General features: G+C 59.6%; 12 protein-coding genes and 1 tRNA gene. 3 read left to right on the top strand and 10 right to left on the bottom strand.

All coding sequences use genetic code 11. The features are described 5' to 3' along the window. Positions 1–70: 70 nt before the first annotated feature. The 6 genes from ACKJSM_RS02830 to rpsU all read right to left on the bottom strand — a co-directional run bounded on the left by ACKJSM_RS02830 (position 71) and on the right by rpsU (position 9132). Complete coding sequence (locus tag ACKJSM_RS02830) at positions 71–532, bottom strand: Lrp/AsnC family transcriptional regulator (RefSeq protein WP_007959884.1); 462 nt, start codon at positions 530–532, stop codon at positions 71–73. A gap of 56 nt (positions 533–588) precedes the next feature. After that, positions 589–665: transfer RNA gene (locus ACKJSM_RS02825), tRNA-Ile, on the bottom strand. A gap of 15 nt (positions 666–680) precedes the next feature. Then, complete coding sequence (locus ACKJSM_RS02820) at positions 681–4427, bottom strand: bifunctional diguanylate cyclase/phosphodiesterase (protein WP_236178946.1); 3747 nt, start codon at positions 4425–4427, stop codon at positions 681–683. A 126-nt stretch (positions 4428–4553) separates the two neighbouring features. Next, a complete protein-coding gene (rpoD, locus tag ACKJSM_RS02815; RefSeq protein WP_236178947.1) occupies positions 4554–6401 on the bottom strand; it encodes an RNA polymerase sigma factor RpoD in 1848 nt (615 codons plus the stop codon). Between the two features lie 67 nt (positions 6402–6468). Beyond that, positions 6469–8436, bottom strand: coding sequence for a DNA primase (gene dnaG / locus ACKJSM_RS02810; protein ID WP_410236567.1), 1968 nt, complete (start codon positions 8434–8436; stop codon positions 6469–6471). Positions 8437–8916: 480 nt separating this feature from the next. Beyond that, complete coding sequence (gene rpsU, locus ACKJSM_RS02805; protein ID WP_002551877.1) at positions 8917–9132, bottom strand: 30S ribosomal protein S21; 216 nt, start codon at positions 9130–9132, stop codon at positions 8917–8919. Positions 9133–9331: 199 nt separating this feature from the next. Here rpsU and tsaD point away from each other — a divergent pair, with 199 nt between their 5' ends. Next, a complete protein-coding gene (tsaD, locus tag ACKJSM_RS02800; protein ID WP_039768071.1) occupies positions 9332–10357 on the top strand; it encodes a tRNA (adenosine(37)-N6)-threonylcarbamoyltransferase complex transferase subunit TsaD in 1026 nt (341 codons plus the stop codon). A 23-nt stretch (positions 10358–10380) separates the two neighbouring features. Here the strand turns inward: tsaD and plsY are convergent, their stop codons facing one another. After that, positions 10381–10950, bottom strand: a complete 570-nt coding sequence (gene plsY / locus ACKJSM_RS02795; RefSeq protein ID WP_007959895.1) for a glycerol-3-phosphate 1-O-acyltransferase PlsY — start codon at positions 10948–10950, stop codon at positions 10381–10383. A gap of 74 nt (positions 10951–11024) precedes the next feature. On the opposite strand from plsY, the gene folB reads away from it, so the two are divergent. Together folB and folK are read left to right on the top strand one after the other, a co-directional pair. Next, positions 11025–11381, top strand: coding sequence for a dihydroneopterin aldolase (gene folB, locus ACKJSM_RS02790; RefSeq protein WP_410236566.1), 357 nt, complete (start codon positions 11025–11027; stop codon positions 11379–11381). Then, the gene (folK, locus tag ACKJSM_RS02785) at positions 11372–11890 is read left to right on the top strand and encodes a 2-amino-4-hydroxy-6-hydroxymethyldihydropteridine diphosphokinase (protein ID WP_410236565.1); all 519 of its coding nucleotides are present in this window, start codon (positions 11372–11374) and stop codon (positions 11888–11890) included. Before folB ends, folK begins: the two co-directional genes overlap by 10 nt. Positions 11891–11929: 39 nt before the next feature. Here the strand turns inward: folK and ACKJSM_RS02780 are convergent, their stop codons facing one another. From ACKJSM_RS02780 to ACKJSM_RS02770, 3 genes are all read right to left on the bottom strand, one after another. Further along, a complete protein-coding gene (locus tag ACKJSM_RS02780) occupies positions 11930–13159 on the bottom strand; it encodes a multifunctional CCA addition/repair protein (RefSeq protein WP_410236564.1) in 1230 nt (409 codons plus the stop codon). A 63-nt stretch (positions 13160–13222) separates the two neighbouring features. Beyond that, positions 13223–14794 carry a SpoVR family protein gene (locus ACKJSM_RS02775; RefSeq protein WP_011336213.1) on the bottom strand — a complete coding sequence of 524 codons (1572 nt, stop codon included), beginning with the start codon at positions 14792–14794 and terminating at the stop codon, positions 13223–13225. Continuing rightward, positions 14791–16062, bottom strand: coding sequence for a YeaH/YhbH family protein (locus ACKJSM_RS02770; protein ID WP_064599841.1), 1272 nt, complete (start codon positions 16060–16062; stop codon positions 14791–14793). The genes ACKJSM_RS02775 and ACKJSM_RS02770 overlap by 4 nt, the downstream gene beginning before the upstream one ends. Between the last annotated feature and the right edge of the window lie 142 nt (positions 16063–16204).

The following is a 16204-nucleotide window of genomic DNA, read 5'->3' as shown; positions in this document are numbered from 1 at the left end:
AGAACACGTTAATAAGACGCAATGTGTCGTCGTTTTGAGCGTTAGTACTGCAATATGACGAAAGCAGTGATCAAACTGGATGCCCGCGATCAATCTTGCTGCTGAGAATGATCGAGGTCGTGGTCTTCTCCACGCCGTCTACGCTGCCGATCTGATCCAGAAGCTGATCGAGCTGCTCCGGCGAATCAGTCCGCAACCACGCCACATAATCAAACTCGCCACTCACCGCGCACAATTGCTGCACCTGTGCCATCGCGCTCAACCGGCGCAGCACTTCTTTGCCGGAGCGTGGCTGCACCTTGATCCCAACGTAGGCCTGCAAGCCGCCATCCACGACACGCTGCCCCAGACGTACGCCGTAACCGGTGATGACCTTGGCCTTTTCCAGTCGGGCCAGTCGCGAAGTCACGGTGGTGCGGGCGATGCCCAATTGCCGGGCCAGCATCGCCACGCTTTCGCGAGCGTTGATTTGCAGGGCAGCGATCAGCTGGCGGTCGATTTCATCGAGCACGGGTGGGCGGATGTCGGGCAAGGGACTTCTCCACGCAGGTACGAAAAAGCCGCACATAAGCGCGGCTTTTTCATGTTTGGTGGGCCCACACGGACTTGAACCGTGGACCAAAGGATTATGAGTCCTCTGCTCTAACCAACTGAGCTATAGGCCCTCAGTAGGCCGCGGATTATAGCGACGGTTTCTCGGCTGTGCTATCCGAAAAATCCGATACGGCTATGCGAAGAAACGTCGCGGCGAATTCCTCCGGCGGTAGCGGCAGGCTGACGATGTAGCCCTGGATCTGTTCGCAGCCCTCGGCGGCGAGGAATTGTTGCTGGGCCTGGGTTTCCACGCCTTCGGCAATCACGGTGAATTGCATGCTGCGGCCCAGGGCGATGATGGCGCGGACAATCGCAGCGTCGTGCGGGTCGTCGGGCAGGCCGCGGACGAAAGACTGGTCGATCTTGAGGATGTCCAGCGGCAGGCGCTTGAGGTAACTCAGTGAGGAATAGCCGGTGCCGAAGTCGTCGATGGCCAGTTGCACGCCGAGGTGTTTGAGCTGATGCAGCACAGCCAGCGCCTCTTCCGCCTGGCTCATGATGAAGTTTTCGGTAATTTCCAGTTGCAGTAATTCCGGTCGCAGACGGTTCTCCTTGAGCAGTTGCTCGATGCGTCCCAGCAGGTTCGGTTGGCGCAGTTGCGCGCCGGCGAGGTTCACCGACAGCGGGCCGAGGGATTCGTAGATCTGGCCCCACTCGAACATCTGCCGGCAGGCGGTTTCAAGCACCCAGTCGCCGATTTGCAGAATCATCCCGTTCTCTTCCGCCAGCGGAATGAAATGCTCGGGCGGCACTTCGCCGAAATTCGGGTGGCGCCAGCGAATCAGGGCTTCGGCGCCGACCAGGCTGTGATCGTCGAGACTGATTTTCGGTTGGTAATAGAGGTACAACTCCTCGCGCTCGATGGCCCGGCGAAGTTCGTGCTCCAGCGCCACCCGCTCGCTGGCCTGCGCGGTGAGATCGCGGGTGTAGCTTTCGACCCGGTTGCGGCCCTTGGCCTTGGAGCGGTACATCGCTGCGTCTGCGTTCTTGATCAGGGTCGCGACATCACAACCATCGCGCGGGTAAAGGCTGGTGCCGATGCTGGCGCTGATGAAGAACTCATGCTCGCCGGCCTGGAATGGCGCTCCAAAGCAATTCAGCAGTTTGGTGGCGATGTTGTCAGCATCGCCGGGTTGCTGCAGGCCGGGCAGCAAAATGATGAATTCGTCGCCCCCCAGCCGCGCCACGGTGTCGATATCGCGCAGTTGCTCCTTGAGGCGCACGGCGATGCCCTTGAGCAGCAGATCGCCAACCGGGTGACCGAGGCTGTCGTTGATGTGCTTGAAGCGGTCGAGGTCTAGGAACAGCACCGCGCCCTGACCGCCGTTTTCCCGCTGGCTGTTGAGTGCCGTCAGCAGGCGACTTTCGAACAGCGTACGGTTCGGCAGGCCGGTGAGCGGGTCGTGATGCGCCTGGTAGTCGAGTTTGGCCTGGGCGTGCTTGAGGCTGGAGATATCGGCGAACACCGCTACGAAGTGGGTGATGAAGTTGTCGCGGTTGCGCACGGCGCTGATGGTCAGCCAGCTGGGGTACAACTCGCCGTTCTTGCGCCGGTTGGAGATTTCGCCCTGCCAGTGACCTTCGTCCGTCAGTTGATGCCACATCGCCGCGTAAAATGCGCTGTCGTGCAGTCCGGAGGCCAGCAGGCGCGGGGTGTGACCGAGCGCTTCGCTTTCGCTGTAACCGGTGATTTCGGTGAACGCCCGGTTCACAGCGCTGATGTGTTGCTGGGTGTCGGTGATCAACACGCCTTCAGCAGTACTTTCGAACACTGTCGCTGCCTGTTGCAGTTTTTCCTGCATCAGGTGGCGTTCGGTGATGTCCCGGGCGATGGTCAGCATGCAGTCTTCGTCGCCGATCGGCAGCGGACGGCTGGACACCTCGCAGAGGCGGATCTGCCCGTCGCTGCGGCGGATATGGCAGCTGAAGTCACGAACGAACCCGTCGCGGTGCAGCAGGTCGAGCATTTGCTTGCGTTCGTTGAGGTTGACCCAGATGCCCAGATCCAGCGCCGAGCGATCCACCGACATGGCGCTGTTGAATCCGGTGATGCGACTGAAACCTTCGTTGACCTCCAGCAGCAAGCCGTCGCTTTGTCGCGACAGCAGCAGGCCGTCCGGCGAGGCGTGGAAGGCCTTGGCGAACTTTTCTTCGGAGGTTTGCAGTTGCTGCTGGGTTTCCTTGAGTTGGGTAATGTCGCGCACCACCACGACCAACGCCGGAGTGGTGTCGAGCTCGAAAGGTTCAGCGGAAATCAGCCCGGTGAACACCTGGCCGTTGTTGCGGCGAAAGGGCATCTCCAGGTTGCGAATGCTGCCGGCTTGCAGGCGTTGAAGCAGGCCCGGGCCGACTCCGGGAATGCCCCAGATGTTGAGTTCGGTGGCGGTCTGGCCGATGACTTCTTCAGCCTTGAGCCCGATCTGCTCCTCAAAGGCTTCGTTCACTTCCAGCAGGCAGCCGTCGGATAAGCGTGCAATGACCAGAATATCGGGGCATTGCTGGAATACCGAAGCGAATTTCTGTTCCGACAGACGCAACGCCTCTTCGGTGCGCTTGGTTTCGCTGATGTCGATCATCAGGCCGCGCATCACGGGTTCGTGGCCGTGTTCGATCAGGCTGACGATGTCGCGTACCCACAAGCAACGCCCATCAGCGGTGATTACCCGGTAATCGAGGCTGTGATCGCGTCCGGCCAGCACCTCGTGATCGCAAAAGCTTTGGGCTCGAGTCAGGTCGGCCGGGTGAATGATGTTGCGCCAGAAGCCCGGAATCAGCCAATGAGACAGCGGATAGCCGAGCAGGTCTTCGGCATGGGGCGAAACATAGCTGTAGGTGAAGTCGCTGATCCGCGCTTCCCAGGCGATGGCCGAGAGACTCTCCACCAGCCCCCGATAGTGGTATTCGCTGCTGCGCAGTTCCTGTTCGAGGTTGATACGTCGGGCGATTTCCGAGCTCAGTCGACGGTTGATGCGGATCACCACCGCCAGCACGATGACCAGAAGCGAAAGGCCCGGTAAACCGTAAACCAGCAGATCCGACCAGAATGTCCGGTGATCGAGGACGTTGCCCACCCAATGTTCCTGGATGCTGCTGATTTCCTCCGGGGACATGTCGGCCAGCACCTTGTCCAGAATCCCCACCAGCATCTTGTTGTCCCGGGGGACGGCCATTGCCAGCTGGTAGCGGTAAGGGGTTTCCCCGCTCACGTACAAGCCATCCAGTTTAAGTTGGCGCAGGCTCCAGACGCTCGAGGCCAGATCGCCGACCACGGCGTCCACTTCATCGGTGGCCAGGGCCTGCAACGCCGAGCTGACATTGGGCATCGCCACCAGATTCAGGTCGGGATGGTGGGTGCGCAGCAGTTCATGGGGGGCATAGTTTTCGACCACGGCGATTTTCAGGCCGTAAAGCTCCTCGAGCTCGCGCGGTTGCGGGCCGCCAACGTGGGCGAGAATGACGATCGGAAAGTCGAGATAGGGCCGGGTGAACGACAGGTAACGCTGACGCTCCGGGGTGGACATGATGCCCGGCAGCAGGTCGATGGTGCCGTTTTTCGCCTGTTCGAGCACGACCGTCCAGCTCACCGGCTCGATGGGAGTGAGCTTGATCGCCAGGCGCTGGCGAATCACATCGATATAGTCCGCTGCCAGGCCCTGATAGCGACTCTGGTCGTCGCGAAATTCGAAGGGCGGCCACGATGCATCGACACCCAGGCGCAAATCCGGGTGAGCCGCCAGCCAGCTACGTTCTTCATCGGTCAGAGTCAGCGCGTCAGCCGTTGCGGTCCAGATCATCAGTGACAGCAAAAAAAGCACGGACGCCAGTCTGGGCATAACGGTCTCGTTATGGCTCGGGGGAATGTTTCGAGTGTAGACGGGCTGTGCGCGGGGGGAGGGTGGTGCGAGGTATTTAATCTGCCATATAAACAAAACCCCCGGCCTGGGCCGGGGGTTCTGGTGTCACTCGTCGAGGAAGGAGCGCAAATGCTCGCTTCGGGTCGGGTGGCGCAGCTTGCGCAGCGCCTTGGCTTCGATCTGACGGATCCGCTCACGGGTCACGTCAAACTGTTTGCCGACTTCTTCGAGCGTATGGTCGGTGTTCATGTCGATACCGAAACGCATGCGCAGTACCTTGGCTTCACGGGCAGTAAGGCCGGACAGCACTTCGCGGGTCGCTTCTTTCAGGCTCTCAACAGTGGCGACATCGATTGGCGACTGCATGGTCGAGTCTTCGATGAAGTCACCCAGATGGGAGTCTTCGTCATCACCGATCGGGGTTTCCATGGAGATCGGCTCTTTGGCGATCTTCAATACCTTGCGGATCTTGTCCTCAGGCATCTCCATGCGCTCACCCAGCTCTTCCGGAGTCGGTTCGCGACCCATTTCCTGCAGCATCTGGCGGGAAATGCGGTTGAGCTTGTTGATCGTCTCGATCATGTGCACCGGAATACGGATGGTGCGGGCCTGGTCGGCGATCGAGCGAGTGATCGCCTGACGGATCCACCAGGTGGCATAGGTCGAGAACTTGTAGCCACGACGGTATTCGAACTTGTCCACCGCTTTCATCAGACCGATGTTGCCTTCCTGGATCAGATCGAGGAATTGCAGGCCACGGTTGGTGTACTTCTTGGCGATGGAGATCACCAGACGCAAGTTCGCTTCAACCATCTCTTTCTTCGCGCGGCGGGCTTTTGCCTCACCGATCGACATGCGACGGTTGATGTCCTTGATCTCGGCGATGGTCAAACCGGTCTCGGTTTCCAGCGCGGTCAGCTTCTGCTGGCAACGGATGATGTCCGGTTGCACGCGGGCAATGGCTTCGGCGTACTTGCTTTTGCCTTTGGCCAGGGCGTCGGACCAGCTTTCGTCGACTTCATTGCCCGGGAACTGGCGCAGGAAATCGGCGCGTGGCATACGTGCATCACGTACACACAGCTGCATGATCGCGCGCTCTTGCTGACGCAGACGATCCAGGGCGCTGCGAACACGCTCGACCAGGGCTTCGAATTGCTTCGGCACCAGTTTGATCGGCATGAACAGCTCGGCCAGGGCCAACAGTTCGGCAACCGCCGCCTTGTTGTGGCGACCGTGCTTTTTCAGGGCCTTGCGGGTGATTTCCATCTGGTCGGCGACAGCACCGAAGCGCTGGGCTGCAATGACCGGATCCGGACCGCTTTCGGCTTCTTCTTCGTCATCGGAAGCTTCGGCCTCGTCATCGTCGTCGGACTCTTCCGCCTTCGCCGCTTTTGCGTCGATCGGTGGCGGCACTTCGGCGGCAGGCGGCGCAATGCCGTCGTCCGGATCGATGTAACCGCTCAGAACATCAGACAGGCGTCCACCTTCGGTGGTGACGCGGGTGTACTCGGCGAGAATATGGTCAACCGTGCCAGGGAAGTGCGCGATCGCGCTCATCACTTCACGGATGCCTTCTTCGATACGCTTGGCGATTTCGATTTCGCCTTCACGAGTCAGAAGCTCGACCGTACCCATTTCACGCATGTACATGCGCACCGGATCAGTGGTGCGACCGATATCGGTCTCCACCGCCGCCAACGCAGCGGCTGCTTCTTCCGCGGCGGACTCATCGGTATCGGCTTCGGCCAACAAAAGGGCATCCGCATCCGGAGCGCTCTCGTGTACCTGGATCCCCATGTCGTTGATCATGCGGATGATGTCTTCCACCTGCTCCGGATCTGAAATATCCTCGGGCAGGTGGTCGTTGACCTCTGCGTAAGTCAGGTAGCCCTGCTCACGACCCAGTTTGATCAACTCAATAATACGAGACTGCTGTTGCGCTTTTCCGGACATAACACCCTATCCACTGAAGGTCTTGGCGGGCAAAAAACAAGCCGAGGATTATACCTGAGCTATGACCTCACGCGCCAGTTGAGGTCGGGTTTGATGCGGAAACATTGCGACTTAAAAGGTCGCGCAGTTGATTTTTCTCTTCGGTGCTCAGTTCGCTTTGACGCGCTTTCCTGAGCAGTTGTTCCAGATTTCGCTCGCGTTGGCGGGCTGACAAGCTAGTAATGGTGTCGAAAAACTGTTGTTCAAGGTTGTCTCCGTCAATCAGCCATTCCTTTTCCGCCAGCGCCTTGAGCAGTCGGCCCTGTTCGGTTCCGTGCCATCGCGCGATCAACTGAAACGAGTTTAGCTTGGGATTCTTCTGTACGGCTTCGAGCAGTGCTACCAGCAGTTGTGCGTTGGTCTGGTTCTCGTCCGCGAAGTGCCCGGCGTCCTCGACTTTTTCCGCCAGTTGCGGGTGATGCAGCAAGGTCCTCAGGGCGGCCAGTGTCGGTGGTTCGACGGCGGCCGGCACGCGCGGGGCACGTGGCTGATCGCGATCGCCGCTACGCTTGCCATTCTTGTCCCACGGTTTCTTGTCCCATTTCTTGCCGCCAGCGCCGGGTTTCTTCGGCGTCCACTCCTGCTGCGGCACATACATGTCTTGTGCCTGCGGCTGATGGTAGTCGCTGTAGTCCGGCATGGCGTCGTAATCGATGCCCGGATCGTAGGCAGGTGGTGCTTCCGCAGGCGCGCTCTGGGCCAGCTGGCTGACGCTCTCGCTGCTCAGACCGGTGATTTCGGTCAGGCGCTGACGCATCAGGATGCGCAGGTTGGCACCGGGAACCTTGTCGATCAGCGGCGCAGCGAGCGTGGCCATATGGGCCTTGCCCTCAAGCGAGCGCGGGTCGGCCTCTTCGGTCAGTTGCTGGAAGAAGTAATCCGCCAGCGGTTGAGCGTGCTGATTGATCCGGGCGCGGAAGGCGTCAGTGCCCTCGGCGCGAATCAGCGTATCCGGGTCTTCGCCTTCGGGTAGAAACAGAAAGCGTGCACGGCGCCCGTCCTGCAGGCTGGAAAGTGTAGCTTCCAGTGCACGCCAGGCAGCATTGCGGCCGGCCTGGTCACCGTCGAAGCAAAACAGAACGTTCGGTACTACACGAAACAGACGCTTGAGGTGTTCTTCGCTGGTGGCGGTGCCCAGTGTCGCGACGGCATTGCGCAGGCCTTGCTGGGCCAGAGCGATGACGTCCATGTAGCCTTCGACGACGATGATTTCGTCGAGGTTGCGATTATTCTTGCGTGCTTCGTACAGGCCGTAGAGTTCCTGGCCTTTATGGAAGACTGGAGTCTCCGGGGAGTTCAGGTATTTCGGCTTGTCGTCGCCGAGAACCCGGCCACCGAAAGCGATGATCCGTCCGCGAGTGTCGCGGATCGGGAACATCACGCGATCGCGGAAACGGTCATAGCGTTTGCCGGTTTCGGCGTTCTCGATCAGCAGGCCGGCGTCGATCATGGCTTTCTGCTGCAAGGTGTCGCTGCTCAAATGCTTGAGCAGGTTGTCCCATCCCGGCGGTGCGAATCCGAGGCCGAAGTCCCGGGCGATTTCGCCGGTCAGGCCGCGGCCCTTGAGATAGTCCACGGCGGCCTTGCGTGCCGGGTGGCTCTTGAGGGCCTGCCGATAAAAGTCGGCAGCAGCGGTGAGCAGTGGATAAAGCGGCGAGTCGGTCGGCTGGCGCGGTTTGTTCGAGCGACCGCCTTCTTCGCGCGGTACTTCCATGCCGGCGGCTTTGGCGAGGTCTTCGACGGCCTGGGGGAAGTCCAGGTTGTCGTGATCCATGAGAAAGCCGAGGGCGTTGCCGCCGGCGCCACAGCCGAAACAGTAATAAAACTGTTTGTCGGGGCTGACGCTGAACGACGGAGTTTTCTCTTTATGGAACGGGCAGCAGGCGGTGTAGTTTTTGCCGGCCTTCTTCAATTGCACGCGCGAGCTGACCACGTCGACGATGTCGGTGCGGTTCAGAAGGTCGTCAATGAAGCTCTGGGGAATCAGCCCGGCCATGGCGTTCTCGTCTGCACTGTAATGGATCCGATGCGAAAGGCGGCCGGACGCGGGTCAATGAGTGATGCGCGCACGTTGGGCGGCTCGACCGGTGTCGTTTGCGTAATCGCTGTCGGGAAGTGTATCTGCCGAAAATCCACTGACGTTAGTAATCATCAGTCTTTGACTATTCGAAAATGTTGCGCTGAATCCGCTGACGGCTGGTAATCAGTCTCGGATAGCTCATGAAGCGGGCACGCAAGCAGGTGCCTTGGGCTGATCGTCGTAAGAGGAATCAGTGGGTGTGCTCGTCAGTAGCCTTGAAAGGCTCGTCAGAAAAGACGTGCACCGCTGGCAAAAGAGCCAGGCCTGACGCGGTGAAGCGGGTTTGTCTCGGTCGCATCTGCGGCTTCGACGGTGAAGCATCAAGCGTTTTACGCAAATGCCATTAGCCCGGCTGAGGGCCGGGCTTGGCAGAAGCTTGCTACGATCGTCTGTGTATTAGTACAGACGAACGGCGCGGCGCTGTTCGCGCTGAACTTTCTTGGCGTGACGCTTAACAGCAGCAGCTGCCTTGCGCTTACGCTCAGAAGTTGGCTTCTCGTAAAATTCGCGGCTACGAACTTCAGCCAGTACACCGGCTTTTTCGCAGGAGCGCTTGAAACGACGCAGAGCTACGTCGAAGGGTTCGTTCTCTTTAACTTTGACGGCTGGCATCCAGAGCTACCTTCATTCATTACCGGGGTCAACATCCTCGCGGCAAAAGAGCACTTGAAGACGTCGGTTTTTAAGGGTTGCGGATGTTAACCCCTCATCGCTCGGAATGCAAAGCCTCTGATCGAAAACCGCTGGTCGGGGCATCACGCGGCGACTATGATGCGCGCCTTCGAATTCAGCCTAAACAAGGCGCAAACCCATGCTAGTACTGGGATTAGAAACTTCCTGCGACGAAACCGGCGTCGCATTGTACGACAGCGAGCGCGGCCTGTTGGCCGACGCGCTGTTCAGTCAGATCGACCTGCACCGCGTCTATGGTGGCGTCGTGCCGGAGCTGGCCTCGCGCGATCACGTCAAACGCATGCTGCCCCTGATTCGTCAGGTGTTGGCCGAGGCTGACTGCGTACCGACCGAGATCGACGCCATCGCCTACACCGCGGGTCCCGGCCTGGTCGGGGCGCTGCTGGTGGGGGCTTCCTGCGCCCAGGCGCTGGCGTTTGCCTGGGGCATTCCGGCGCTCGGCGTGCACCATATGGAAGGCCACCTGCTGGCGCCGATGCTGGAGCCAAAACCGCCAGAGTTCCCGTTCGTCGCTTTGTTGGTGTCCGGTGGTCATACGCAGCTGGTTCAGGTCGATGGCATCGGCCAATACAGCCTGCTCGGCGAGACGCTGGACGATGCGGCGGGCGAAGCTTTCGACAAGACCGCAAAAATGATGGGCCTGAATTATCCGGGCGGACCGGAAATCGCCAAGCTGGCAGAGAAGGGCGTCGCAGGACGCTTCACCTTCCCGCGTCCGATGTGTGATCGCCCGGGCCTGGATTTCAGCTTCAGCGGCCTGAAGACCTTCGCCCTCAACACCTGGCAGCAATGCGTCAGCGCCGGGGACGACAGCGAGCAAGCCCGTTGCGACATCGCGCTGGCGTTCCAGCAGGCCGTGGTGGAGACTTTGACCATCAAGTGCAAGCGTGCCCTGAAACAGGCCGGAATGAAGCGTCTGGTGATCGCCGGCGGCGTCAGTGCCAACAAGGCGTTGCGTGTTTCGCTGGAGAAAATGCTCGGCGACATGAAAGGCGATGTGTTCTACGCCCGTCCCGAGTTTTGCACCGATAACGGCGCGATGATTGCGTTTGCCGGCTGCCAGCGTTTGCAGGCCGGTCAGCAGGAAAGCCTGGCGATCAGCGTGCAGGCGCGTTGGCCGATGGAGCAACTGTCGGCGCTTTGATAAGTGGCGCTCACGTGCGGTATTTAAAAATGCCGTTCGCGCCCGGCGAACAGGTCGCGTAGATTGCCCCGGTGGCGCCAGACGATCAGCAGTGTCAGCGTGCTCATCGGCAGCAGCGCCGCCGGTTCCTGCCAGGCCAGCAACGGCAGGGTCAGCGGAGTGGCGATTAACGCCGCCAGCGAGCTGGTGCGGGTCAGGTAGAACGTCAGCAGCCAGGCGCACACGGCCAGCAGCGCGGCGGGTGGATACAGACCCAGCAACATGCCGGCTGCCGTGGCGACGCCCTTGCCGCCGCGAAAGCGGAAGTACAACGGGAACAGGTGACCGATCACGGCGCAGACGCCGATCCACGCCTGATCCTGCAGTGAAAGGCCCATTGCCGAAGCGATCAGCACCGGCAGCAGGCCTTTGCACAGATCACCCAGCAGGGTCAGGATCGCGAGTTTGCGACCGGCCAGGCGCAGCATGTTGGTGGCGCCGGCATTACCCGAGCCACTCATTCGCGGATCCGGATTTCCGGTCAGGCGGCTGAGCAAAATGGCGAAGGACAGAGAGCCGAGCAGGTAGGCGAGGATCGCCAGTAACCAAAACATGCTAACTATTCCGGGCGAGGACGCCCTGATTCTAACGGCGCATTGCGCCCTTGTCGTGCAGCGGAGAGAAGTGCTTGGACAGAGTGTTTATCGAGGGCCTGGAAGTCGACACCGTAATCGGTGCCTACGACTGGGAGCGCGGCATCCGACAGTGCCTGCGTCTTGATTTGAGCTTCGCCTGGGACAATCGCCCGGCCGCTGCCGGTGACGACCTGACCCTGGCGCTCGATTACGCCAGTGTGTCCACGCGGATCCAGGCCTTTGCCGAGCAATCGCAGTATCAACTGGTCGAGACCTTCGCAGAGCGTCTGGTGGAAGTGCTGATGGGCGAATTCAAGATCACTTGGGTGCGTCTGAAGCTGACCAAGCCAGGTGCCGTGCCGGCCGCCAAGGGTGGTGTGGGTGTGGAGATCGAGCGCGGATGTCGCTGACCCAGGTCTATCTCGGGCTCGGTAGCAATATCGAGCGCGAAACCCATTTGCGGGCCGGTCTGGATGCCTTGTCCACGTTTCTGGTGGATATCCGCTGTTCGCCTGTGTTCGAAAGCCAGCCGGTGGGGATCAAGAGCGGCCCGTTCTTCAACTTCGTGGTGTCGGCGTTCACCGATCTGCCGTTGATCGAACTGGATCGCCGCTTGAAATTCATTGAAGCGGACAACGGTCGTTATGCGCCGGATCGCAAGGGCTTGCCGCTGGATATCGACGTGTTGCTGTACGGCGATCTGGCGGGCAACTTCGACGGGCTGATCCTGCCTCGGGCTGAAATCCTGAAAAATGCCTTTGTGTTGTGGCCGCTGTCGCTGATTGCGCCGGATCGGGTGCATCCTGGTGTGGGAAAAAGCTTTGCGACATTGTGGGCCGAGGCGCAGATCGATCAGGTGCTCGCCCCGGTCGGATTTGAGTGGCGCGGTACTCAGCTCACGCCTTCAGATCTGTTTTGAACGGCTTGATCCGCCCTCGGGAGGGCGGATCAACAGTTTTCAAGACGCCGCCGATTCCTTGTATGCCTTCAACGCCTTGAGCCGTTCGCGCTTGAGTGCCTCACCCAGTTCCGGGCCTTTGAATCCCTTCTCCAGCAACGGCTGCACCGCCACGCCGCGCGCGACATTCGCCGCGCCGCGCAGGTAATCGGCCTGTGGATAACTGCGCTGCTCAAGCCCTTTGCGGCCTCGGGCATCCATCTCGCACGCGACGATAAACTCTTCGAAACGCTGTGGTCGACGGTAAACGTCAAAGCTTTGCAGCAACTCAAGCAAAGTCGACGCTTTCAACTCCAGGGCGCGATGCCCGTGGGTGTGATATTGGCCGACCAGCAAGGCCAGTTCCTGACAGTCTTTCGGTGCCTTGAAGCGTTCGTTGATCGCTTTGATCAACTTCAGGCCCTTGTGCTCATGGGCAATGTGGCGTGGCCATTCCTCCTCCGGCGTCAGGCCTTTGCCGAGGTCGTGGAGCAGGCAAGCCCAGCGAACGGTCAGGGGCTGCTTGTACAGGGCTGACTGCTCAAGCACGCTCAGCGTATGAATGCCGCTGTCGATTTCCGGATGGTGGGCTTGCGGTTGCGGCACGCCGAACAACGCATCGACCTCCGGCATCAGCACTTTCAAGGCCCCGCAATCACGCAGTACCTGAATGAATACCTGGGGCTGATCTTCCATCAGTGCGCGGGAAATCTCTTTCCAGCTGCGTTCGGCCGTAAGGGCTTCCAGTTCGCCCGATTCACTGAGCTGACGCATCAGCGCCAGGGTCTCGGACGCCACCTTGAAACCAAGCTCCGCGTAGCGGGCGGCAAAGCGCGCAACACGCAGAACCCTGAGCGGATCTTCGGCAAATGCGGGGGAAACGTGGCGCAGAATCCGCTCTTCGAGATCGCGCCGACCATGATAGGGATCGGTCAGGTTTTGCTGATCGTCCTCGGCCATGGCGTTGATCGTAAGGTCACGGCGGATCAGGTCTTCTTCAAGCGTGACTTCGGGACTGGCGTGAAAGGTAAAACCACCATAACCGCGACCGCTCTTGCGTTCGGTACGAGCCAGGGCGTACTCCTCACCGCTTTTGGGGTGAAGAAAAACCGGGAAATCCGCGCCGACCGGGCGAAATCCCTTGGCGAGCATTTCTTCTGTCGTCGCACCGACCACCACCCAATCGATATCGGTGACCGGTTTGCCCAGCAGGCGATCACGAACTGCACCGCCGACCTTGTAAATCTGCATAAAGAACCTCCGTAGGCCCGACAGGATAACCCTTGCGCCGGATTTTCGGAGGTCTGAACGGGATCAAAGATGAATGACGGCCAGGTCAAGTCGACCGTAATCCCCCTCGCTGTGTTCGCTGCGGGGCGGAACATGGTGGGTTTTCATAATCTGATCACCTTGCAGGGTTTCCAGGTGGATGTCGAAACCCCACAGCCGGTGCAGGTGTTTAAGGACCTCCTCAGTGGAGTCGCCGAGGGGTTTGCGGTCGTGTTGCTGATGGCGCAGAGTCAACGAGCGGTCACCGCGGCGATCGATGCTGTAGATCTGTACGTTGGGTTCGCGGTTGCCCAAGTTGTATTGGGCCGCGAGCGTTTCGCGAATGATCCGGTAACCGCCCTCGTCATGGATCGCCGGTACCAGCAGATCGTCCTTCTGGTCGTCATCGAGGATGCTGAACAGTTTCAGGTCGCGGATTACTTTGGGTGACAGGTACTGCAGGATGAAACTCTCATCCTTGAAGCTGCTCATGGCGAACTTGATGGTCGATAGCCAATCGCTGCCGGCGATTTCCGGAAACCAGCGGCGGTCTTCTTCCGTGGGCTCTTCGCACATGCGCCGGATGTCGCGGTACATCGCAAAGCCCAGTGCATAGGGGTTGATGCCGTTGTAGTAAGGGCTGTCGAACCCCGGCTGGAACACCACGCTGGTGTGGGACGTCAGGAACTCCATCATGAAGCCGTCCGTCACCAGGCCTTCGTCGTACAGGTCGTTCATCAGCGTGTAGTGCCAGAACGTCGCCCAGCCTTCGTTCATCACCTGGGTCTGGCGCTGCGGATAGAAATACTGGGCGATCTTGCGCACGATCCGCACGATCTCGCGCTGCCAGGGTTCCAGCAGCGGGGCGTGTTTCTCGATGAAATACAGGATGTTTTCCTGTGGTTCGGCCGGAAAGCGTGCGTTGTCCTTGTCACTGTATTTGTCCGCGCCTTTGGGAATGGTGCGCCACAGGTCGTTGATCTGCTTCTGCAGGTGTTCTTCACGATCCTTCTGCCGACGCCGCTCTTCCTCGGCGGAAATCGGGTATGGACGTTTGTAGCGGTCGACACCGTAGTTCATCAGGGCGTGGCAGGAGTCGAGCAGATCCTCCACGGCATCAATCCCGTGGCGCTCTTCGCACTGCATGATGTACTGCTTGGCGAACACCAGGTAATCGATGATCGAACTGGCATCGGTCCAGGTGCGGAACAAATAGTTGCCCTTGAAGAAGCTGTTATGGCCGTAGCAGGCGTGCGCAACCACCAGGGCCTGCATGCAGATGGTGTTTTCCTCCATCAGGTAAGCGATGCACGGATCCGAGTTGATCACGATTTCGTACGCCAGCCCCATCTGCCCGCGGCTGTAGGATTTCTCGGTGCTGAGGAAATGCTTGCCGTAGGACCAATGGTGATAGCCCAACGGCATGCCGACCGAAGCATAGGCGTCCATCATCTGTTCGGCGGTGATCACTTCGATCTGGTTGGGGTAGGTATCCAGGGCATAGCGGGCCGCGATACGGGCGATTTCGCGGTCGTAGGTCTGGATCAGCTCGAATGTCCATTCCGAGCCGGTGGAAATGGGTTGGCGCTTCTGCTCTTTGGCGGTCTTGGCGGTCATGTCACTAACCTGCGCTGGAAGAGTTCACGGAAGACCGGATAGATATCCCCGGCCGAGACCAGTTGTTGCTGGGCAAAAGTGTCGGAAAAGGCTTCGGCGATGCGCTCGTACTCGTACCACAAGGCCTGATGTTCGCGCGGGGTGATCTCAACGTAAGTGTAGTACTGCACGAACGGCATGATCTGGTTGATCAGGATGTCGCGGCAGATCGGCGAGTCGTCGTTCCAGTTGTCGCCGTCGGAAGCCTGGGCGGCGTAGATGTTCCACTCGTTGCTCGGGTAGCGCTCGGCCATGATCTCCTGCATCAGTTTCAGGGCGCTGGAAACAATGGTGCCGCCGGTTTCGCGGGAATAGAAAAATTCCTCTTCGTCCACTTCCCGGGCGCTGGTGTGGTGGCGGATGAACACCACGTCGATCTTGTCGTAGTTCCGCTTGAGGAACAGGTACAACAGGATGAAAAAACGCTTGGCGATGTCCTTGGTCGCCTGGGTCATGGAGCCGGAAACGTCCATCAGGCAGAACATCACCGCTTTGGAGCTCGGATTGGGTTGTTTGACCAGCAGGTTGTATTTCAAATCGAAGGTATCGAGAAACGGCACGCGATGGATGCGCGCACTGAGTCGCTCGATTTCTGCTTCAAGATCCTGGATATCGCCGAAATTGTCCGGCTCTTCCCGTTTCAGCCGAGCCAACTCTTCTTTGGCTTCGCGCAGTTTGGCGCGGCTGCTGCCCGACAATGCAATGCGCCTGGCATGGGCCGAGCGCAGGGTGCGGATGATGTTGATACGCGACGGATTACCTTCGTTGCTGATCCCGGCGCGTACAGTTTTGAAGGTGTCGGTGCCGGTGAGGTTGCGCTTGACCAGGTTGGGCAGCTCGAGATCCTCGAACATGAATTCGAGGAATTCTTCCTGGGTGATCTGAAAGACGAACTCGTCCATGCCTTCGCCGGAGTTGCCGGCCTTGCCCGGTCCACGGCCACCACCGCCTCCCGGCGGACGGGCGATGTGTTCGCCGGCGGTGAATTCCTTGTTGCCGGGATGAACCACGGTCTGCTTGCCGCCGCGACCATGGTGAAGCACCGGTTCGTCGATATCGCGACCGGGAATGCTGATCTGCTCACCGTGCTCCATGTCGGTAATGGAGCGCCGGCTGACCGCCTCTTCGACGGCCTTCTTGATGTGGTCACGGTAACGCCGCAGGAAGCGCTGACGGTTCACCGTGCTCTTGTTCTTGCCGTTGAGACGTCGGTCGATCACATAGCTCATGACTGCTCCTTAGAAGCTGTCCTGCAAAGGGGTGAGCGGTCATGCAGCATTGAACCGAATGCCAAGGGACGTACACGCTCCCCCAAGCGCTTTGGGTGCTGCCTGAACCTCGCTACCGCCTTTCGAACATCTTCCAGAGGCC

It is taken from the genome of Pseudomonas sp. PHC1, from assembly GCF_046487845.1.
In the GTDB taxonomy this organism is placed as follows: domain Bacteria; phylum Pseudomonadota; class Gammaproteobacteria; order Pseudomonadales; family Pseudomonadaceae; genus Aquipseudomonas; species Aquipseudomonas sputi.
This window is presented reverse-complemented; position numbering and strand designations above follow the sequence as displayed.